The following is a 19,946-nucleotide window of genomic DNA, read 5'->3' on the forward strand; positions in this document are numbered from 1 at the left end:
AGAGAGTCATCACTATGTCGGGAACCGGGATAACCAAACCGAATTCGAACAGCCTGCCGAGCGGCTATCGATTCAACGAATTCGAGATCCAGGAAGCGATCGGCGAAGGCGGCTTCGGCATCGTCTACCGCGCCTACGATCACCAACTGGAACGCACCATCGCCATCAAAGAATACATGCCGACCTCGCTGGCGAAACGCAACGACGATCTCAGCATCGGGCTGCGCGGCGAGCGCTTCGGCAAAACCTTCCAGGCCGGGCTGAACAGCTTTATTCAGGAGGCGCGCCTGCTGGCGCGCTTCTCGCACCCCGGCCTGCTGCACGTGCTGCGCTTCTGGGAAGAGAACGGCACCGCCTACATGGGCACCCAGTTTTACAGCGGTACCACGCTGAAGAACCTGCAGGCGCAGCAGCCGGAGAAAATCGACGAGGCGTGGATCCGGCGGCTGCTGCCGCCGCTATTCAGCGCCATCAACACCATCCATCAGGAAGGCTACCTGCACCGCGACATCTCACTGGATAACATCCAAATCCAGGAGAGCCAGCTGCCGGTACTGCTGGACTTCGGGTCGGCGCGCAAAGAGATCGGCAACCTGTCGGACGAAACGGAAATCATGCTGAAACCGGGTTTCGCGCCGATCGAGCAGTACACCGAGAACAGCGACGGCGAACAGGGGCCCTGGACCGATATTTATGCACTGGGCGCCGTGCTGCACACGCTGATCGTCGGTTCGCCGCCGCCGGTCAGCGTGGTGCGCAGCATCGAAGACAGCTATCAGCCACTGGCCGAGCGCCGTCCCGCCGGCTACTCGCCGGAGCTGCTGCGCACCGTCGACCGCGCGCTGGCGCTGAAACCGGAAGACCGCCCGCAGACCATCGATGAAATGGCCGAGCTGTTGCATCTGCCGATCGCCGATGAAAATGAAATCATCAGCACCCCGGCCGCCGCGCCGGAGAACCTGCTGGTGGCCGCCAACCCGGCTGCGGCCGCCGCGGCCGCCGGCACCGTTACCGCGCGCAGCACCCAATTCTCGCGGCCGATGATGGCCGGCGCCGGCGTCGCGGCGCTGCTGGCGATCGGCGCCGTCGCCTGGCTGAGCGGCGGCGAGGATGATACCCCGGCCGTAGCGCAAAACACCGAGACGTCACCGGCGCAGAAAACCCTGACGGAGCAGCCGAGCGCGCCGCAAATCGCGCCATCTGCGCCGGTGGAACCGCAAAAGGCGGCGCCGCCACCGCAGCCGGTGGCACTGGTGTACTTCAAACTGCAGCCGGGCGAACAGGTCAGCCTCGACGGCAAGCCGCAGCAGGTGACGCCGGGCGAAAACGGCTTCGCCAGTCTGAATCTGGCGCCGGGTCGTTATCAGCTGGAGATCCGCCACAACGATCGGCTCCGCCAGCAGCAACTCAGCATCGACAACGCCGGCACCTGGCTGGTCAATCCGGCCACCGCCGGTTAATCCCGTTCTGCCCCCCGCCGCGGCGGGGGTTCCCCTTTTTCATGAGACTGACGCACCACTGCCCACCATCATTGGCCGCGCGGCAAGGCCGCTGCAACGTCGGGGTATGCAGGGCACGACGTCAATCACAGAGGATGTTCTCATGTTGGATCGCATTATTGCGCACACGCCGCTGAGCCAGGAGCAGCTGCTGTTCCGCTCGCTGGACGGTATCGAGGCGCTTTCCACCCCTTTCGACTTCTCTATTGAATTGCTGAGCACCGACGCGCGGCTCGATCGCAAAGCGCTGCTCGGCCAACCGCTGACGCTGGAGATCCCGACTCAGGGCTTTCTCAGCGCCCCGCGCTACCTGAATGGCAAGATCACCGCCATCGCCGTCAGCAGCGAAGAGATCGGCGGCACGCGCTACGCGGTGTATAACCTGCACGTACAGCCGGATCTGTGGCCGATGACCAAGGATCGCAACTTCCGCATCTTCCAGGAACAAACGGTGCCACAGATCGTCAAGACTCTGCTGGCGGAGCACAACGTGCAGTTGGAAGATCAGCTGACCGGCGACTATCGCCTGTGGGGCTACTGCGTGCAGTACAACGAAAGCAGCTTCAACTTCATCAGCCGCCTGATGGAGTTGGAGGGCATCTATTACTATTTCAAACACGAGATGGGCAAACACACGCTGGTGCTCGGGGATGCGCCCCACCACCACCAGCCCTATCCCGGCTACGAGATGATCCCCTACCACCTGACGCCGTCCGGCGGCAGCACCAGCGAGGAAGGCATCAGCCAGTGGACGTTGTCCGATCGCGTCACGCCGGGCATCTACAGCCTGGACGACTACGATTTCCGCAAGCCGAACGCCTGGCTGTTCCAGGCGCGGCAAAACCCGGTCTCGCCGACGCCGGGGCAGATCGACGTCTACGACTGGCCGGGCCGCTACACCGAGCATCAGCAGGGGGAGTTCTACGCCCGCGTGCGCCAGGAAGCCTGGCAGGCCGAGCATCAGCAGATCCGGGGCACCGCCACCGCGATGGGCATCGCTCCCGGCAGCACCTTTACGCTGTATAACGCCCCGCACGCCGACGACAACCGCGAGTACCTGACGCTGCAGGCCAACTACCATCTGAAAGAGAACCGCTACGCCAGCGGCGACGATCAGAGCAGCGAACACCGTATCGACTTCACCGTGCTGCCGGCGGACGTGCCCTGGCACCCGCCGCAGCAGGCCACCTGGCCGAAAACCCACGGGCCGCAGACCGCCCGGGTGGTCGGCCCGGCCGGCGAATCAATCTGGACCGACAAATACGGCCGCATCAAGGTGAAATTCCACTGGGACCGCTTCGGGCCGAAGGACGACGGCAGCTCCTGCTGGGTGCGCGTCTCCAGCGCCTGGGCCGGCCAGGGCTACGGCGGCGTGCAGATCCCGCGCGTCAACGACGAAGTGGTGGTGGACTTTATCAACGGCGATCCGGATCGGCCGATCGTCACCGGACGCGTTTATAACGAAGCCAGCATGCCGCCGTGGGCGCTGCCGGCCGCCGCCACCCAAATGGGCTTTATGAGCCGTTCCAAGGACGGCACCGCCGACAACGCCAACGCCCTGCGTTTCGAAGACAAGGCCGGCGCCGAACAGGTGTGGATCCAGGCGGAACGCAACATGGACACCCAGGTCAAAAACGATGAGAGCCACAGCATCGCTAACGACCACACCCACCTGGTGGGCGGCAACCAGATCAAACGGGTGGTGCTCAATCAGGCCAGCGGCGTCAAAGGCGAGGCCTCGGCGCTGACCGGCAAAACGCGCAGCGACGCCGTGGTCAACGCCTTTACCCTCGGCTCCGGCGAATCGCTGCGGCTGGAGTGCGGCGAAAGCGTGATCGAGCTGCTGGCGAACGGCCAAATCAACATCACCGGCACCAGCTTCAATATCACGGTGAAAGAGGACGGGGAGATCAATACCGGCGGCCAGCTGGATCTCAACCAGCCCGGCGGCGCCGCACGCACCGCCGCGCCGGGCGGCGGCCATCAGGCGGCGATCCAGAGCGCCGTCGATCAGCTGTTCCCTAAAGAGTAGCCAAGTGGCACGCAGGGAAAGCCGGTTAACGCCGGCTTTCGGGCGGCGGCGCCGGCAAAACCGGCTGCCGCTGTAACCCCTTTTGGCAAGGAGGTGAATGCGCTGGCGGCAAGGTCACCGACGTTTAGCCAAAACAACGGGCTGAAGCTGTCCCGTTCATCGCTTCAGCCTTCCTTATCATCAACGCCCCCTCACCACTTCTTCACCGTCTGGTAAATATCGAGGTCGAAATAGCCGTCGGCTTCGCAGTCGTTGAGATAGTGCTCATAGCTTACCCCCTCAACCGGCTGATAGCCGCTGGCCGGCAACAGCTTCTGGTAGAACTCGCCCCACACCCGCTCGAAGTCGCCATCGCTGATGCGCACGTGGTAGACCGCGTACTGCCCGGCGGGCAGCGTCTGCACGGTAACGCCCTCGCTCTCCGCCGGCAGCGCGAAATCGTCCGCCACGCTCATCACCACGTCGGCGCGCAGCTTTTCCGGCGCCACTTCCGCCGGATCGTCCCAATACAGCACCAGCCATTTGCCGAACGGCACGCCGTGGCGCTGCCGCCATGCCAGCAGTTGCTGCGAGCCCTGTGGGATCGTCTGCGGATACGGCCCCACGACTCTCACCCCCACCACCTTCTCCGCCGCCTTATCGATAATCCTCACGCTCATCGCCCTTCCCCCCCACATTGTCTCAGGCGCCGATTTCGGTACGTACGTCCAGCAGCTCGGGGAAAAAGGTCAGATCCAACGCCTTTTTCAGGAAGCTGACGCCGCTGGAACCGCCGGTGCCCGACTTAAAGCCAATGATCCGCTCCACCGTTTTCATATGGCGGAAGCGCCACAGATGGAAGCTCTCTTCGATATCCACCAGCTTCTCCGCCATTTCATAAGCTTCCCAGTAGGTTTGCGGGTTGTCGTAGATCACTTTGAACGCCGGCAGCAGATCCGGGTTGCGCTGGTAGGGCTGCGTCCAGTCGCGCTCGAGGCACTCCTGCGGGATCGGCAGGCCGTGGCGCGCCAGGTACAGCAAGTATTCGTCGTACAGGCTTGGCGCTTCGAGGATCGCCTTCAACGCGGCGTGTTTTTCCGCGTCGCTGCTGAACACCGCCAGCATCGCCGCATTCTTGTTGCCGAGCAGGAACTCGATCGAGCGATATTGGTGCGACTGGAAGCCCGACGAGCTGCCCAGCACGTCGCGAAACTCGACGTACTCCGACGGCGTCAGCGTTTCCAGCACCGCCCACTGTTCGAACAACAGCCGCTGGATCTGTTTGACGCGCGCGAGGATTTTGAAGCAGTGGCTGAGTTTGTCCTGCTGCACCAGCCGCAGCGCCGCCTGCAGCTCATGCAGCATCAACTTCATCCACAGCTCGGAGGTTTGGTGCTGTATCACGAACAGCATTTCATCATGATGCGGCGGGTTGGAGAGCGGGTGCTGGCAGTCCAGCAGTTGGTCCAGGCACAGGTAGTCGCCGTAGCTCATGCGTTTGGAAAAATCGGTGACAATCGCGCTTTCTAATTCCCGTTTGTTCATCTGTGATCTCCGTTGCGCCCAGCGCCCCATCGGCCTGGAACGTGCCGCAAAGAGAAAACAATAGTACAGAACCCGCCGCCCCGAAGGGCGATAAACGAGAGGTGCTTCGCAGATCTCACTCATCTGCGCCGCCCCTCTCGCCCCGCTTTACCCTATCAGCCCAAACAGGTCGTTGAGCGACTCGCTCATGGTCGGATGGGTGAACAGCTGATCGCGCAGCCGGGTATAGGGCAGCCCGGCGTCCATCGCCGTTTTGACGATGTTGATCATCTCGTGGGCATCGCGGCACAGCAGCGCCACGCCGAGGATCTGGCCGGTCTGCGCATCGACCACCGCCTTCAGCAGGCCGCGCGTGTCGCCCAGCACGCGGGCGCGCGGGATAGCCGCCGCCGGCAGCGTGGCGACCTTAATGTCGCGCCCCTGCTGCCGGGCCTGATCTTCGCTGAGGCCGATGCGCGAGAAGCTGGGGGTGATGAACACCGAGTAAGGCACTGCGCCGCGATCGGCCGTGCTGCGTTTACCCGCGCCGAACAGGCTGTCGCGCACAATGCGGAAATCGTCCAGCGAGATATAGGTAAACTGCGGCCCGCCGTTGACGTCCCCCAGCGCCCAAATATGCGGCACGCTACTGCGCAGCTGCGTGTCCACCCGCACGGCGCCGCGCTCATCCGTCTCAACGCCGGCGCGCGCCAGCTGCAAACCTGCGGTGTTCGGCGCGCGCCCGGCCGCCACCAGCAGCGCATCGAACGACTGCACGCCGCCCTGATGCACTACCTCAACGCCCCCTTCCACATCGCGCACCTGCTTCACGCCGGCGTTAAACGTGAAGCTGACCCCGGCGTCGCTCAGGATTTGCTGTATCGCCTGCGCCATATCGCGGTCTTCCCGGCCGAGCAACGCATCAGCCTCTTCGAATACCGTCACGGCGCAGCCGAACTGCGCGAACATCGAAGCGAACTCCAGCCCGATATAACCGCCGCCAATAATGCCCAACCGCGCGGGCCGCTGCGTCAACTGCAGCAGGCCGGTGCTGTCGTAACTCCGCTGCGAGCGATCCAACCCGTCGATCGCCGGCCAGCGGCTGACGGCCCCGGTGTTGATGAAGATGCGCTCGCCGCTCAGCACCTGCGTTCCCGCCGCGCCCTGCACGCTGATGCGATGCGGATCGATAAACTCCGCCCGTCCGTCGATCACCGTGACCTGTTCAAGCCCCGCCAGGTTTTGATAATTTTTCTCCCGCAGCAGGCCGGTCACCTGCCGCTTGCGCGCCATCGCCTGGCTGAACGCCTGTTCGCCCGGCCCGTGAAGCTCGGCATCGTGCACCAGCGTTTTGGTCGGGATGCAGCCGATGTTGATGCAGGTGCCGCCATACATCTGCGCCGACGCCTCCACCATCGCCACGCGCCATCCCTGCCCGGCCAGACAGGCCGCCAGCGTTTTGCCGGCCTTGCCAAAACCGATGATAATCGCCTGATAATCGTACATTGTGTCGCCTCGTCTCATGATGTTCATCACCGGTCAATCAGCGTATTGCGGCCTCAACTAACCGCTCCAGCGGCCTCAGCGCCGCGATCTGTCGTTCGTCGGCCCCAGCGCTCCGCTTCAGACTTTCCGCCGGGTGGTAGCTGACCTGCGTTTTGCCCCGTTCGTCTTGCGCAATCAGCACCCTGAACGGCAGATCCAGCGCCAACGCCGGCCGCGCCAGCATCAGCGGCGTGCCCGCCAGCGGGTTGCCCAGCACCAGCACCGTGGTGGGCGGCATCGTCAGATGATGCTCACGCGCCGCTTTCGCGTGATCGAACTCGGCGAACAGCGTCACGCCCTTCTGCTCGGCCGTGCTGATAATGCGCTGACGCGTTTGCTGATAAGCGTAGGCGCTCTCTACCGTTCGGGTTTCTTGCCCCATCGTCCCCTCCGCCACGGCAGAACAGGCCAGCATCATCAGGCTGCCGGCCACGGCCCGGTTCATGACGCTCATGCGACCTTCCCCCGCCACTGTTTCTCGAGCAAACTGCGCGCCGAATCCGCCATGATCATCACCGCGCCCGCCAACATCAGGGTGTCCTTCAGCACCAGGCGCCCGGCGCCGGAGAGATAAGGGAAACCGTGATGCGCATCGCCCAGCGCGGGCACCCAGGCCTCCGGGGTGGTGATCAAAAAGGTCAGCGTCACCAGCGGCGTGCAAAAGGAGAGTATGCCGCCCAATAGCCCCAGCCATTTGGAGAACGGGTTGGCCAGCACCAGCAGCGCGATCGCCACCTCCACCACGCCCAGGCCGTTGGAGAAGCCATAGGTATTGTTGGCCTGCTGCCAGGCGCGGGCGGCGAGGTTCAGTTCGCCTTCGTGCGTCAGGTGAGCCTGATAGTCCTGCGGCATGTCATAGAAAAACGACATCAGCGGGCTGTTGGCGACGAACGGCGTGATGCTGTCCGCTTCGTAAGGGATGAATTTGAGCAGGCCAATCCATAAGAAAACGATGGCGATACTGAGGCGAATCAGCGTTAATCCCAGCTTGTCGCCCTTGCTCAGAAAGAATAGTATTTTCATTACCGGCTCCATGTCATTGATAACTCATGCATCGCAGCGGCGCCCTCCGCATCGCTGCACTATCGAACCGATCTTAGTGCTTCGCATTACGCCGGCCCATTGCCGAAACAATCAGCTTCTTAGCCAGGAGTCTCAAAATGGATCCGCTCAGCCAACTGTTGATGCTTAACGACATGCGCGGTTATGTGGCGCGCGATTGCCATTTCAGCGGCGAGTGGCGCTCGCCGCATGCCGCCGGGGAGTGGAGTCAGATCCGCTGGCACATGGTGCTGGCGGGCAGCTGTCGGCTGGAGATCCCCGGCGGCCGGCCGGTACCGCTGGAGCAAGGCAGCCTGCTGTTCTTGCCGCACAACTCCGCCCACCGCCTGCTGCCGGAGAGGGCCGACAGCGCCACGCACCTGCTGTGCGGCGTGCAAATCTTGCCGCACAGCGCGTCGCCGCTGCTGGCGAGCCTGCCGGAATGTTTGTTGTTCAACAGCCGCCAACAGGGGCGGCTGGCGCTGCTGCAGGCGACCGGCCAGCTGCTGAGCGATGAGTTCAGCCAACAGGGCCAGGGGCACAACGCCATTGTCAGCCAGACCATGGCGCTGCTGTTCGCGCTGGCGATCCGCGCCTGGCTGGCCCAGCCAAATCAGAGCGGCAATCTGGTCGCCGCGTTGCTGCATCCGCAGTTGGGCAACGTGGTTGAACAGATGCTGCGCCGCCCGCAACGTCCCTGGACGCTGGTTGAACTGAGCAAACAGGCCCATATGTCGCGCGCCAACTTCGCCCGCGTCTTTCGTCAGGTCACGCAGCAAACGCCGCTGCAGGCCCTTACCGCCATCCGCATGCAGCTGGCGGCCCGGCTGCTGGCGCGCCAGGCGTTGCCGCTGAGCCGTATCGCCGAACAAACCGGCTATTCGTCGGAGGTGGCGCTGCACAAAGCCTTCACCCGCCACTTCGGCCTGACGCCGGGAAAATTCCGCCAGCAGGCCGCCGATGCGCCGCCGGACGCTTGCCCGATCCCGGCGTAACCTCCCACCCCGCCTTACTGTTTAGTAAACAACTCGGCCGCCGCCTGACAACTCTCACAAATGCGCGATCCCATGCGGGTTTCGCCCCGGTTGCGGCTTGCCTGCGCCTGTCTTCCCTTATAGATTGCAGGCTAACGGCAGGCAGCAAGGTATCGGCAAATGGCAAATATTCGAGATGTCGCGCGGTTGGCCGGCGTGTCCATCAGCAGCGTGTCGAACCTGCTGAATAACCGCAGCCACCAGATGAGCGCGCAGACCCGTGAGCGCATCGAACAAGCGATGGCGACCCTGGGGTATCGGCCGGCCCGAACGGCGGCGGCACCCGCGCCGCAGGCCAAGATCATCGGCCTGCTGCTGCCGTCGATCGTCAACCCGAGCTTTTCGGCGCTGGCGCATGCGGTCGACGGCGCGGCGCGGGCTTATCGCTACCGCGTCCTGCTCGGCAACGCCTACCGCCAAGAACAGGAAGAGGCCGCGTTTATCGACGATATGTTCCTGCATGGTGTGCGCGGCATCATCGTGGCGGCGAGCGACATTCGCCAGACCCATTTTGTTCGGGCGGCCGAGAGAGGCATGAAGATTGTCAGCTACGACAGCCCGTTCGCCGAGCCGATGGCCACCGATACCCGGCTGTTCGACAGCGTGTCGATGGACAATATCGCCGCCGGGCGCCTGGCCGCGCAGCACCTGCTCGAACGCGGCTGCCGACACATTGTGTTCGCCACCGAAGCGACGCTGACCGTCGGGCGCAGCCACAAGATCGACGGTTTTCTAAGTGCGCTGGGGCACAGCCTGAGCGAACGCCAACGGGTGATCGAAGGCAAAGCCAACAGCGCCTACGGCGACACGGAAATGTTCGAATTAGGGCTGACGCTGGCGCCGCGCGTGCTCGCGCTGACGCCGCGCCCGGACGGTATCGTGGCGATTAACGATGCGCTGGGCATCGGGCTGATGGTGGGGCTGCGCGCCGCCGGCGTCCAGGTGCCCGCAGACATCTCGGTGATCGGCATCGACAATATCGCGCTGGCTGGCCTGGCCGAACCGGGGCTGACGTCCGTCAGGCCGCCGCTGGCGGAGATGGCGCAGCTGATGGTCGAGCGCCTGATCGGCCGCATCAACGATGATGCGCAACCGCCCGGCGAGTTTCTCTTCCCGCCGACGGTCATCAGCCGGCGCTCGGTCAAAGCCGCCGGCTAACTGAAATAACAGCGTCTTCCCCAGGCGATGCGCCGCGGCATCGTCCGGATCGGTGTCAGCCAAAAACAAAGGAAAAGGCCGTCGGGCTTAAGGGATGCCCGCGTCTCAATGAATCAGCGTCGTGCCGTTATTTAACGTTCAGCTCAGGGTAATGAGCCGGGCCTCTATTATTCCGATTAACCACATTGGAAATATCAAAATGAAAATAAGCAAGCCGCAGGATATTGAACGCAGCGCTATCAGGAAATTGACGCTGCATATTGTCCCCCTCATGATTTTATTGTATTTCCTGGCGTTTCTCGATCGCAATAACATGGCCTACGCCGCCAAAGCGCTGGAAGATAACCTGGGCCTGACCGCCTCGGCCTTCGGCTTCGCCTCCGGGATTTTCTTTATCGGCTATTTCCTGTTTGAAATACCCAGCAACGCCGGCACCATTAAATTCGGCCCGCGCATCTGGTTCGCCAGAATATTAATTTCCTGGGGCATCTTCGCGACCCTGCTCGGCTTTGTGCGCACGCCGCTGGAGCTGTATATCTGCCGTTTTATGCTGGGCGTATGCGAAGCCGGATTCTTTCCCTCGGTGGTGTATTACTTTACGGTGTTCTTCCCGGAAAAATACCGCACCAAAATCCTCGGCATGTTCATCATCGTCCAGCCGCTGTCCAACGCCGTCGGCTCGCCGATTTCCGGCTTTATTCTCAATATTCAGCATGACTGGTTCGGGTTCGCTCCCTGGCAGCTGCTGTTTATCCTCGAAGGGCTGCCGCCGATCGTCATCGGCCTGCTGATCCCGTTCCTGATCAAGAACTCGCCCAAGGACGTCGGCTATCTGAACGTGGAGGAAAAGGCCTGGCTGATGAGCAACGCCGGCCGCTCTAAATCCGGCTCTAAAATCACGCTGGGCGACTTCCTGAAAGGGATGAAAAACAAGAAATACCTGCTCTACGCATTGCTCAACTTCGGCATGGTGTGCGGCATTTACGGCTTCGGCACCTGGCTGCCGTCGATCATTACCGCCCTCTCCGGCGGCGATATCTTCCGCGTCAGCCTGCTGGCGCTCATTCCCTACGGCCTGGCCGCGCTGCTGGTGTACCCGTGGAGCCTGTGGGCCAGCAAAACCAAAAAGCTCGGCGTGTTCGCCGGCCTTAGCATGGTGGTCGCCGCTATCGGCCTGATGGGGGCGGTGACATTTTTTAAATACGATCCGCTCGTCGCGCTGTCGTTCCTGTGCATCGCCGCCATCGGCATCTACACCGCCGTGCCGCCGTTTTTATCTATGCCCGCCAATATTTCCACCGGCGCGGCCGCGGCCGCCGGGCTGGCGGTGGTCAGCTGCATCGGCAATATCGGCGGCTTCGTCGCGCCTTATGCGGTGGGCGTACTGAACGATCTGACCGGCAGCAGCGCGCCGGGGCTGTTTTTCCTGGCCTCGTGCCTGTTGGCCACCGGGTTGATCTGCATTTTCTACTGCGCGAAACAGCGTGAAGGCGTCATCAATACTTAACGAACCAATAAGGAGTCAATCATGGGCGATCTTGCGGGCAAAAAGGTGTTTATCACCGGGGCGGAACAGGGCATCGGCCGCGCCACCGCAGAGCGGCTGATCAAGGCCGGTTGCGACATCTATTTTCACTATCACAGCGACGAAAGCGGCCCCAAAGCGCTGGTGGCGCTGGCCCATTCATTGGGGCAAAAGGCCGCTTACGGCTACGCCGATCTCATCGATAGCGACGAAACGCTGCGCTGCGTTTCGGCCGGCGCCGAGTTTCTCGGCGGCATCGACATTCTGGTCAATAACGTCGGCGGCATCGTCGGGCGCAAATGGCTGGGCGAGATCGACCGCGCCTTCTGGCAAACCGTGATCGACGTGAACATGACCACCATGCTGAACGTGACCCAGAGCGCACTGCCGTTCCTGAAGGCGGCAAACGGCGCCAGCATCGTCAACCTGGCCTCGCAGGCCGGCCGCGCCGGCGGGCACTCCGGCTCGCTGGTCTATTCCGCCACCAAGGGTGCGGTGCTCACCTGGACGCGCTCGCTGGCGGCAGAGCTGGGTGAATACGGCATCCGGGTGAACGCGGTGGCGCCCGGCCTGATCCTCGGCACCCGCTTCCATAATCGCCACACCACCCAAGAATCGGCGGAGGAAACCGTTCGCGCCATTCCGCTGGGCCGTGCAGGCACGCCGGACGACGTAGCGCGCGCCATCGCCTTCCTGGCGGCGGAATACGACGGCTTCATCTCCGGCGCCACCCTCGACATCAACGGCGGCATCTACCGCATGTAGTTCAACCGCGGGCGGCACGGCTGCCGCCCCCTCATTCAGGAATCGCTTTATGATCAAATCCGCCATCACCCACCCGCCGCTGCTCGCCGCGCTGGCGCAATGCGGGCATAAGACCCAGGTGCTGATCGCCGACGGCAACTACGCCTGCGTGACCCACGCGCCGAAAGACGCCACCGTGGTCTATCTGAACCTGGCGCCCGGCACACTCGCCGCCCCGCCAATCCTGGAAAAGCTGCTGACCTGCATCAACGTGGAAAGCGCGGCGCTGATGGCCTGCCCGCCGGACTTCACCAACACCATCGAAGCCGAATACCGGCAGCTGCTGCCGGCGCAGTGCCCGGTAGAGCACCTGCCGCGCGAGGCGTTCTACGCCGCAGTCAAATCGGATCGGACACTGCTGGTGATCGCCTCCGGCGAACAGCGCCGCTTCGCCAACCTGCTGCTAACGGTGGCGCCGGGGGGGTGAGAAAGGGACATGTCGATAGGATAAAAAGAGGGGGCTCCCCCCCTCTTGCGGTTACAGATCCACAATCAGTTTTTCCAGTTCTCCTGCAAGAGCCGCATCGATATAGCTGGTAGCCCAGCCAAACAGATAAGCGAATGCAAAAATGCCCACCGTCGACGACACCAGCGTCGGCGCGAAAAACGCGGCGATAGCGGAGAGCGTGTAGCCTGCCCCGATGGACAACCCGAGCGCCTCAAGCTGATTACGGAACGCTTTCCAGCTGCCGGTAGAGAAACCCTCGATCGCGGCGTTTGTCAGGTCCGCCCCTTTAATCGCCCAATCCACGCCGGTAAACGCCTTGCCCAATACCCGCGCATTGCGGGCATACTGTTCCGCATCGATCTTTTTCAACCAGGCGACAATCGCCGCTTTATCCTGCGCCTTGAGCTTTTTGTTCAAGCCCTTCGTTAATTGCTCGTAGGTTTTTTCCGCATCCTGCACATTGCGGATATATCTGCCTTGAATTCCTGCCTCCAAATCCTTGGCGAGCTTGGCGTATTTCGCGCCGAGCTTTTCCGCGATATCTTTATTGATGCCGGCGGCCAGGCTGACGCCATCCTTGATCGCTTTTAATTCCGCATTTTGATATTCGACGAACTCCTTAACGATATTTTTTACCGAGCCTGGAGATTTCACCGGCTTACCGTTGGCATATTTCACCTCCATGCCATTCAGATTATCCCCTCTCACCACGGCGATAAACGCGGGCCGGTTCTTATTGGCCTTATAGTAGAGACTGTAGGTCGCCATTCCGGCTTGCTTTTCCACCTTCAAATGATGAAAGCCGAAATAACTCCCGGTCGTGCGGGTCGTCGAGAACTCACCGCTTTTGCCGTTACCATGCCAGCCGTTGACGGGCCGATCGCGGTGTGAGTCTGTCACGAAACTGCCTAACGAGGAGGCGCCGATCTGCCCGGCGTTCAGGCCATTATTACCACCTTTACCGGGGGTTGAGGTCTTGCGCGCATGGCCGGTTTCGATATCCCCGATCGCCACCATTCCTCCCTTGGCGTTGACTCCCATCACCAGTCCACCCAGGCCAATGTGCTTAGCCTGATCGGCCGTCAGACCGGTGGCAGAAAGGCTCAGCGTGCCAGACGGGCTGACGCTTTCAATACGCAATTGTGCATCCGGGTTGATTCTGCGCGCCGCCTTGATCACCGCCGCCAGCTTCATGCGCAACGCCGGATCGTTTTGGATCGCCGCTATCTGTTGCTGTTCCGGGCTGTTGCCAACACTGGCGCCGCCGCGATCGCCGGAATGGCCCTTATCACCGCCCCCAGGTTCTGGGCCCGTACCACGTTCAGAACTCCAGTTAGTTCCATCCCCTTTACCGCCATAATTAAATCCAGGCATATGCTTAATCCTTATTTCTTTATTATCAACATGCCGAGAAATACGCACGACGTAATTCTCGGCAAACCAATTTTTAACTGCCCGTCCGTTATAGAAATTCACAGCAACAAGAACAATGCATGGTGGCTGTGTGGCAGATTAAACAAAGAGAAACGGCGTTAACGGCAGAAATATGACGACCGAAAAACTTGATAGTCATAAATAGAAGGCGCTTACAGGAGGGGGGGATATGCTGCGGCTTCCGATCCCGATTCAGATAACAGCCGCACACGAAGTTGGCCCAAAAGTACCGAATGTGGTCACCTGCCCTACTCTTGCACGATGAGCAGATGGCAAATAATGGCTCCCGAACTTATCGTTAACAGGAGAATACAAATGAAAGCTTTGGTTCATGCCACCTTGCTGGCCGCCATGATGGGCGCCGCTTCCTTCAATGCATTGGCTCAGGAGACCGTAAACGTGAATAGTAAAACCATCAGGGCCATGTCTGGCGCCCCCGCCACCACTGCCCTGGCCGCCGCTAAAACGGCGCTGATCGTGGTGGATATCCAGAATGAATATTACGCAGGCAGCGGCTTTCGCGGCAAAATGGTGATCCCGGATGGCCAGAAGGTGTTGGATAACAGTAACAAGCTGGTTGAGTTCGCCCGCAAAAACGGCATGCCGGTCTATTTCGTGCGGCATCTGGGGCCGGCCAACGGCCCGCTGTTTGCCGAAGGCTCGGTCTACGCCGAATTCCATCAGGCGCTGCAACCCGCTAAAGGGGATGCGGTGATCACCAAAGCAACGCCGAGCGCGTTCGTCGGCACCGATCTGGATGCGCAGCTGAAGAAGCAGGGCATCAAAACGCTGATTGTGGCCGGTTTGATGACGCACATGTGCATCTCTTCTACCGCACGCGACGCGGTGCCGCTCGGCTATGATGTGTTGATCCCGCAAGACGCGACGGCGACGCGCGATCTGGACGACGGCGCGGGTGGCGTGGTCGATCACCGCGTGTTGCAGCGGGCGGCGCTGGCCGCGGTGGCGGACGTGTTCGCGGAAATCAAAACTACCGGGAGCATCCTGGCGCTGCCGGTGACCAAATAAGGTTCAGCGCGCCGCTCCCCGGCGGCGCGCACTGCAAGAGGCGTTATCGCGGATGAAAATAGGCATTGTGGTTTTCGACGGCATCATTCCCTTTCACCTTTCGGTGCCTTTTGCGGTGTTTGAAAAAGTGCTGGCGCCTTCAGGCGCACCACTGTGCGAACTGACCCTGTGCGCCGCCGAGCCTGGCGAGCTGAAAACCAATGCCGGTTTTTCCATTGTGGTCAACCTTGGGCTCGGCGCGCTGAGCGGCATGAACATGGTGATCGTGCCCAGTTGGGACGATCCGGCCCGCCAGCCGGAACCCGCACTGCTGGATGCGCTGTGCCATGCCCATGCTGCCGGCGCCACCGTCGTCGGCCTTTGCATGGGCGCATTCGTGCTGGCGGCGGCGGGCCTGCTGAATCATCGCCGGGCCACTACCCACTGGCGCTGGCTGCCGGACTTTCAGCAACGTTATCCGGCGGTGCTCGTCGAAAATGACGTGCTGTATCTCGATGAAGGGGATGTCGTGACGTCGGCCGGCACCGCCGCCGGCATCGATTGCTGCCTGCACCTGGTGAGAAAACGCTGGGGGGCTGACATGGCGGCGCAGGCGGCGCGCCACCTGGTGGTGCCCCCTCACCGGCAAGGCGGACAATCGCAGTATGTCGCGCTGCCGGTGCAAAATACCCGCCAGGGGGATAACTTTTCCTTGGCGCTGGCCTGGGCGATGGAAAACCTGCATCAGACGCTGTCGTTGGATAGTCTCGCGCAGAAAGCCTGCATGAGCCGCCGCAGCTTTACCCGCCGGTTTCAGCAAACCACCGGCACCCGCTTTTCGCTTTGGCTGCTGAATCAGCGCCTCATCGCCGCACAGCGTTTGCTGGAAAAGAGCGACTGCTCGGTGGAAACCATCGCGGAAAAGGTCGGCTTTCCCTCTACCACCTCATTGCGGCGCCACTTTCTTAAGCAACTGAACACCTCGCCCTCGCGCTACCGGCGCGAGTTTCGCGGCGACAGCCGCACCACCGGAATATCCGTCAGCCGGGTGGTGTAGGCCGGCGACAGCATTTCGCGCTTCATTTGCCACGGCTTGACGATCCCCTGCCCGGCGAACCACACGCGCCCGCGCCCTTCCTGATTCAGGCGATCGAGGGTCGCCATCAACCGCTCGCTGTTGCGGCGCGGCGGGCAGTCGTCGAACAGATCGATTTGCGCCATGGCGGCGGCGCTGAAATCGCCCAGCACCACGCCGCCCTTCAGGTAACGTCGCCCTTCCTGCCAGATGCTTTCCAGCGCGCGCACCGCCATGGCGATGATGTCGCGGCTGTCGTTGCTCGGGGTTTGCAGCCGGGCGGTGCCCATATTGCTGTAATACCCTTCGCCCGCCGAATGCGGGCTGGTTTTGATAAACACCGACACGTTACGGCAGTAGCGCTTTTCCTGCCGCAGCTTTTCGGCGGCGCGTTCGGCGTAGCTGCAGATCGCCTCGCGCATGTGCGGGTAGTGCGTCAACCGCTGGCCGAACGAGCGGGAACAGATGATCTGTTCTTTCGCCGCCGCCTCATCTTCCCATTGCAGGCACGACTCGCCGCGCAGCTCGCGTATCGTGCGCTCCAGCACCACGCTGAAGGTTTTACGCGCCAGCCGGGTATCGCAGTCCGCCAGCTGCAGCGCGGTGTGAATGCCCATCGCCTGCAGCTGGCGAGTCAGGCGGCGCCCCACGCCCCATACCTCTTCCACCGGGATCAGCGCCAGCAGCTTGCGCTGGCGCGCCGGATCGGATAAATCCACCACGCCGCCGGTACCGCGCCATTTCTTGGCGGCGAAGTTGGCCAGTTTGGCCAGCGTTTTGCTCGGCGCAATGCCGACCCCGACCGTTAAATGCAGCTCGCGCCGGATGCGATCGCGCACCCGCTGGCCGAACGGCTCCAGCGCTTCGCAGTGCGCCACGCCGTCCAGCCGCAGAAAGGCTTCATCCAGCGAGTAGATCTCCACCGCCGGCGCCATCTCTTCCAGCGTGTCCATCACCCGGCGGGACATATCGGCGTACAGCGCGTAGTTAGAGGAGAACACCGCGACGTTGCGGCGGCGCATCTCCTCTTTGATCTTGAAATAAGGCGCGCCCATCGGCACGCCCAGCGCCTTCGCCTCGGCGCTGCGGGCGATCACGCAGCCGTCGTTGTTGGACAGCACGATCACCGGCCGCCCCCGCAGATCGGGCCGAAAGATGGTCTCGCAGGAAGCGTAGAAGCTGTTGACGTCTACCAGGGCGAACATGGTTACCGACCTTTCATCGTCAGTGGGTTGTTATTCATAACGGCACCAGATTACTGTTCATGCATACAGTATTTGTATTTTTCTGGCGACGATCAAGTAGAAACCACCCCATCGCTGCTATCCGTTTGATGCGCATTGGCTTTTAACTCAGCCTCCGTTTACCTGGAGCCAAGTTTTTCATTAACGGCGAACTTCACGCAGATCGAAACGAATCGGAATGTTCACGCTGAATTCCGCCTGCCCCGCTGCGATCTCGTTGCCGGGCGCGGGCAGTGGAGAAGCGCGCTGCGGTAACTGAAGCGCCTCCCGGTCGAGCGAAGCAACCCCACTCGATCGCAATAGCTTCACACCCAGCACGTTCCCCTGCCGATCCAACGTCACGGCAACCTGAACAATGCCCTGGCGCTGCTGGCGTACCGCCAGGGCCGGGTAGCGTTTGAAACGGCTCAAATGCGCCAACAGCAGGCCGCTCCAGACCGAGGCATCCTGGCTCGGCTGCGACGCCACGCTGGTTTGCGGCGCGGCAACACGCTTTCCATCCAGAGACGGCGGCGCGCTGGTGCTTGATGCTATTGAGCTTGCAGACGCTATTTTTTCCTGTTCCTTTTGCCTTGGACGCGGCGGTTCCGTCTTCGGTCTGATGGGGTCGTTCCGTTGCCCTTTGGCCTTGCTCTGCTGCTCCGTCGCACGCGGCGCATGAATCAGCGGAGGCATCGCCGCCTCCGGTTCCCGGTTGGCCTGCCGTTGCGCCACCGCCTGCACCTGGCGCACGCCGGTTGGCATTGGCTCTGCGTTGGGGATCGATTCCGCCTGCTCAGCAACCATCATCAACACCATCGGTTGCGCCGCGGGCAGCAACGGTGGCACCAGGTGATAACCAAGGCCAAACAACAACGCACCATGCAGACCCAACGCCAACACATTGGCGGTAGCCCAGCGCAATCGCCCGCCTGTAGGCGGTAAAGATAAATCGGCAGGTAATACGTTGTGATTCAACATGGAAAACGATACTCAGGTTAAGCGTGAAACAGACCAACGTACGCAGCGGTCAACGGCGGTCGGGGTATGTCAGAAAGGTCGTTTAGGCACGCGGCACCGGGCAGGGAACGAGAAAGAACAGGCCAAACGAAAAGGAAATACCCTAATGGCAGAGTAAAAAACTTTAGGACACGGTAATGAAGTATTTTGACAGCATATTTACCCTAACCGGCAGCGCACCGGGCAGAGCCGCAATGACGCGCTCGGGGTCAGCCAGCGGGAACGCACCGGAGAGCCGCAGGCCGGCGACCTCCGGCCGGCAGCGAATAACGCCCTGACGATAACGCCCCAGCTCCATCAGGAAGTCGTCCAGCCGCATGTTGTCGGCCAACAGCATGCCTTGCCGCCAACCGGGCTCTTGCGTCACGCGGTACGGATCGCCAATGCCTTGCCGGCTTAATCTGCCGCCCTGACCGGCGTTGAGCACCGCGTTCCGATGCGCCGGCGAAAGGATCGTGACTCGGCCAAGATAAACGGCGATATCACTGTAGGTTTCCCACAGGCGAACGCTGAAGCGAGCAGCCTGCGCCACGATCTCGCCCTGCGGCAGCCTCACCGTCAACGCGCCGCTTTCCGGCGGCAGATTCACCATCATTTCACCTTCCAGCAATGCGGCCTGCTGAAGGCTGACGTTGACCGCCGTTTGCGTGTTCAGCATCAACTGCGCGCCATCCGCCAACGCGACGGTTTGCTGCTCCCCCACCGCCGTGCGGTAATCCGCCAGCCAGGGGCGCCATGGCAGCGCGCCAGAACCGATGCCAACCGACCCTACCACGCCGATGGCCGCCAGGCTTCTCAGCAACCGGCGGCGTTGCGGGTTTGGCAACTGCGACAGACTACGCTGCGCCGCCGCCCCGTTAAGCAGAGAAAAACGGGATGAAAACGCGGCGATATGCCGCCAGGCGCGTTCATTTTCCGGTTTCGCCTGATACCAACGCCGCCAGTTTTCCCTATCCGCGTCGCTTGCCTCTTCCGACATCAGCTGGGTTAACCAGGCGGCGGCCTCACGCGCGCTCTGCCGATCGATATCCGATTCCATCATGGGTTCCGCACCTGCCGTTACGCCGCCAATGCAAAGAAACAGTGCAAATTGGCGCGCTGCAGATATTGTTTTACCGAACTGGTCGACACCCGCAAACGTTCAGCGATGTCGCAATAACGCATGCCCTGCAGGTGCGCCAACAGGAAAGCCTCGCGAACGTGCGCCGGCAATCCGTCCAACGCCTGATCCAACTGTTCGAGCATTTCGAGGGTTTGTTGACGGACCTCCGGCGAGGGCGCCTCGATCGCAGGCAGCTCGCTCAAGGCCTGCAGATAGCTCTCTTCGATTGTTTTACGTCGGTAATAATTCGCCACCAGCCGGCGCGCCACGGTCGCCAGGAAGGGGCGTGGTTGCCGAATGGCAAGCAACTGCGGACTCAGTAAAATACTGATGAACGTATCCTGCGCCAGGTCTTCGGCGTGATGCGCGCACCCGACCTTCTGTCTCAGCCAATGGCATAACCAACTGTGGTGCTCAAGGTAAAGCTGTTGAGCAAACCCGTTGGCTGCCGCGGCCTCTTTCCTTGCCATTCGGTGACACCAATTGATAATGAGA

The 19,946-nt window shown here is 61.7% G+C and carries 19 protein-coding genes; 9 read left to right on the forward strand and 10 right to left on the reverse strand.

Annotation, left to right across the window (positions count from 1 at the left end; translation table 11 throughout):
* The first annotated feature begins 14 nt into the window (after positions 1 to 14).
* Both ACJ8PI_RS10835 and ACJ8PI_RS10840 read left to right on the forward strand, forming a co-directional pair.
* Positions 15 to 1,460 carry a serine/threonine protein kinase gene (locus ACJ8PI_RS10835; protein ID WP_164134331.1) on the forward strand — a complete coding sequence of 482 codons (1,446 nt, stop codon included), beginning with the start codon at positions 15 to 17 and terminating at the stop codon, positions 1,458 to 1,460.
* 142 nt (positions 1,461 to 1,602) lie between these two features.
* Positions 1,603 to 3,531, forward strand: a complete 1,929-nt coding sequence (locus ACJ8PI_RS10840) for a type VI secretion system Vgr family protein (protein ID WP_164134330.1) — start codon at positions 1,603 to 1,605, stop codon at positions 3,529 to 3,531.
* Between the two features lie 191 nt (positions 3,532 to 3,722).
* Here ACJ8PI_RS10840 and sbmC read toward each other — a convergent pair whose 3' ends face one another.
* The 5 genes from sbmC to rclC form a co-directional block, all read right to left on the reverse strand.
* On the reverse strand, positions 3,723 to 4,190 hold the full coding sequence (gene sbmC / locus ACJ8PI_RS10845; protein WP_033647817.1) for a DNA gyrase inhibitor SbmC: 468 nt from the start codon (positions 4,188 to 4,190) through the stop codon (positions 3,723 to 3,725).
* A gap of 22 nt (positions 4,191 to 4,212) precedes the next feature.
* Positions 4,213 to 5,055 (reverse strand): tryptophan 2,3-dioxygenase, encoded by an 843-nt coding sequence (gene kynA / locus ACJ8PI_RS10850; RefSeq protein ID WP_033635042.1) that lies wholly within the window; start codon positions 5,053 to 5,055, stop codon positions 4,213 to 4,215.
* Positions 5,056 to 5,202: 147 nt separating this feature from the next.
* Positions 5,203 to 6,540, reverse strand: coding sequence for a reactive chlorine resistance oxidoreductase RclA (gene rclA, locus ACJ8PI_RS10855; protein ID WP_164134329.1), 1,338 nt, complete (start codon positions 6,538 to 6,540; stop codon positions 5,203 to 5,205).
* 37 nt (positions 6,541 to 6,577) lie between these two features.
* Entirely contained in the window at positions 6,578 to 6,994 is a 417-nt protein-coding gene (locus ACJ8PI_RS10860; RefSeq protein WP_049211955.1) for a DUF302 domain-containing protein, read from the reverse strand.
* A gap of 35 nt (positions 6,995 to 7,029) precedes the next feature.
* Positions 7,030 to 7,602: a reactive chlorine resistance membrane protein RclC gene (rclC, locus tag ACJ8PI_RS10865; protein ID WP_086556934.1), complete on the reverse strand. Its 573-nt coding sequence runs from the start codon at positions 7,600 to 7,602 to the stop codon at positions 7,030 to 7,032.
* Positions 7,603 to 7,739: 137 nt separating this feature from the next.
* Here rclC and ACJ8PI_RS10870 point away from each other — a divergent pair, with 137 nt between their 5' ends.
* The 5 genes from ACJ8PI_RS10870 to ACJ8PI_RS10890 all read left to right on the forward strand — a co-directional run bounded on the left by ACJ8PI_RS10870 (position 7,740) and on the right by ACJ8PI_RS10890 (position 12,568).
* Complete coding sequence (locus ACJ8PI_RS10870) at positions 7,740 to 8,615, forward strand: cupin domain-containing protein (RefSeq protein WP_060387933.1); 876 nt, start codon at positions 7,740 to 7,742, stop codon at positions 8,613 to 8,615.
* A 159-nt stretch (positions 8,616 to 8,774) separates the two neighbouring features.
* Positions 8,775 to 9,812, forward strand: a complete 1,038-nt coding sequence (locus ACJ8PI_RS10875; RefSeq protein ID WP_164134328.1) for a LacI family DNA-binding transcriptional regulator — start codon at positions 8,775 to 8,777, stop codon at positions 9,810 to 9,812.
* A 271-nt stretch (positions 9,813 to 10,083) separates the two neighbouring features.
* Positions 10,084 to 11,319: an MFS transporter gene (locus ACJ8PI_RS10880; protein WP_170929829.1), complete on the forward strand. Its 1,236-nt coding sequence runs from the start codon at positions 10,084 to 10,086 to the stop codon at positions 11,317 to 11,319.
* Positions 11,320 to 11,340: 21 nt separating this feature from the next.
* Positions 11,341 to 12,102, forward strand: a complete 762-nt coding sequence (locus ACJ8PI_RS10885; protein WP_039565434.1) for an SDR family NAD(P)-dependent oxidoreductase — start codon at positions 11,341 to 11,343, stop codon at positions 12,100 to 12,102.
* Between the two features lie 49 nt (positions 12,103 to 12,151).
* Positions 12,152 to 12,568 carry an RbsD/FucU domain-containing protein gene (locus ACJ8PI_RS10890; protein WP_039565432.1) on the forward strand — a complete coding sequence of 139 codons (417 nt, stop codon included), beginning with the start codon at positions 12,152 to 12,154 and terminating at the stop codon, positions 12,566 to 12,568.
* Between the two features lie 51 nt (positions 12,569 to 12,619).
* Here the strand turns inward: ACJ8PI_RS10890 and ACJ8PI_RS10895 are convergent, their stop codons facing one another.
* Positions 12,620 to 13,963 carry a colicin-like pore-forming protein gene (locus ACJ8PI_RS10895; protein WP_033653600.1) on the reverse strand — a complete coding sequence of 448 codons (1,344 nt, stop codon included), beginning with the start codon at positions 13,961 to 13,963 and terminating at the stop codon, positions 12,620 to 12,622.
* A 375-nt stretch (positions 13,964 to 14,338) separates the two neighbouring features.
* Between ACJ8PI_RS10895 and ACJ8PI_RS10900 the strand changes: the two genes are divergently transcribed.
* Together ACJ8PI_RS10900 and ACJ8PI_RS10905 are read left to right on the forward strand one after the other, a co-directional pair.
* Complete coding sequence (locus ACJ8PI_RS10900; RefSeq protein ID WP_039565426.1) at positions 14,339 to 15,052, forward strand: cysteine hydrolase family protein; 714 nt, start codon at positions 14,339 to 14,341, stop codon at positions 15,050 to 15,052.
* A gap of 52 nt (positions 15,053 to 15,104) precedes the next feature.
* On the forward strand, positions 15,105 to 16,088 hold the full coding sequence (locus ACJ8PI_RS10905; protein ID WP_164134327.1) for a GlxA family transcriptional regulator: 984 nt from the start codon (positions 15,105 to 15,107) through the stop codon (positions 16,086 to 16,088).
* On the opposite strand, the gene umuC is transcribed toward ACJ8PI_RS10905, so the two are convergent.
* The 4 genes from umuC to ACJ8PI_RS10925 form a co-directional block, all read right to left on the reverse strand.
* Positions 16,025 to 17,311, reverse strand: coding sequence for a translesion error-prone DNA polymerase V subunit UmuC (gene umuC, locus ACJ8PI_RS10910; protein WP_164134326.1), 1,287 nt, complete (start codon positions 17,309 to 17,311; stop codon positions 16,025 to 16,027). The genes ACJ8PI_RS10905 and umuC overlap by 64 nt on opposite strands.
* Positions 17,312 to 17,491: 180 nt before the next feature.
* Entirely contained in the window at positions 17,492 to 18,253 is a 762-nt protein-coding gene (locus ACJ8PI_RS10915) for an energy transducer TonB (RefSeq protein WP_049211946.1), read from the reverse strand.
* Positions 18,254 to 18,473: 220 nt separating this feature from the next.
* Positions 18,474 to 19,391: a FecR domain-containing protein gene (locus ACJ8PI_RS10920; protein WP_033647829.1), complete on the reverse strand. Its 918-nt coding sequence runs from the start codon at positions 19,389 to 19,391 to the stop codon at positions 18,474 to 18,476.
* A 17-nt stretch (positions 19,392 to 19,408) separates the two neighbouring features.
* Positions 19,409 to 19,921, reverse strand: a complete 513-nt coding sequence (locus tag ACJ8PI_RS10925; protein ID WP_025303329.1) for a sigma-70 family RNA polymerase sigma factor — start codon at positions 19,919 to 19,921, stop codon at positions 19,409 to 19,411.
* Between the last annotated feature and the right edge of the window lie 25 nt (positions 19,922 to 19,946).

Origin of the sequence: Serratia sp. CY82433 (assembly GCF_052166535.1) — a bacterium.
GTDB classification, from domain to species: domain Bacteria; phylum Pseudomonadota; class Gammaproteobacteria; order Enterobacterales; family Enterobacteriaceae; genus Serratia; species Serratia sarumanii.